This is a genomic window from Rhizobium sp. RHZ01 (assembly GCF_014851595.1).
Classification (GTDB): Bacteria; Pseudomonadota; Alphaproteobacteria; order Rhizobiales; family Rhizobiaceae; genus Rhizobium; species Rhizobium altiplani.
Genome location: NZ_JACUZZ010000128.1, coordinates 1 through 310, shown reverse-complemented (window position 1 = coordinate 310; position 310 = coordinate 1). Strand labels below are relative to the sequence as shown.

The window sequence follows — 310 nt, the reverse complement described above, 5'->3', positions numbered from 1 at the left end:
TCCCGCGTCTTAAGACGAAGTACCATAGGCGCTGGGGCGTTTCACGGCCGTGTTCGGAATGGGAACGGGTGCAGCCGCCCCGCCATAACCACCAGGTCAGCGAAGCGCAACAAATGAGAAGCTGGTGCAGTTTTCACTGCGTTTGAACACGTCTTGCATCATCTCCCGACACGTCTGTGTCGGAGATGAGCATTGATCAATGAGAACGATCAAGCCAATCGAGCTATTAGTACCGGTAAGCTTCACACATTGCTGCGCTTCCACACCCGGCCTATCAACGTGGTCGTCTTCCACGGCTCTGATAGGGAAT

2 rRNA genes are annotated in these 310 nt (G+C 54.5%); both read right to left on the bottom strand.

The annotated features are described in order from the left end of the window. Positions 1–96, bottom strand: a 5S ribosomal RNA gene (gene rrf / locus IB248_RS31135); the annotation flags it as partial. A 109-nt stretch (positions 97–205) separates the two neighbouring features. Then, positions 206–310 (bottom strand): 23S ribosomal RNA (locus tag IB248_RS31130); the annotation flags it as partial.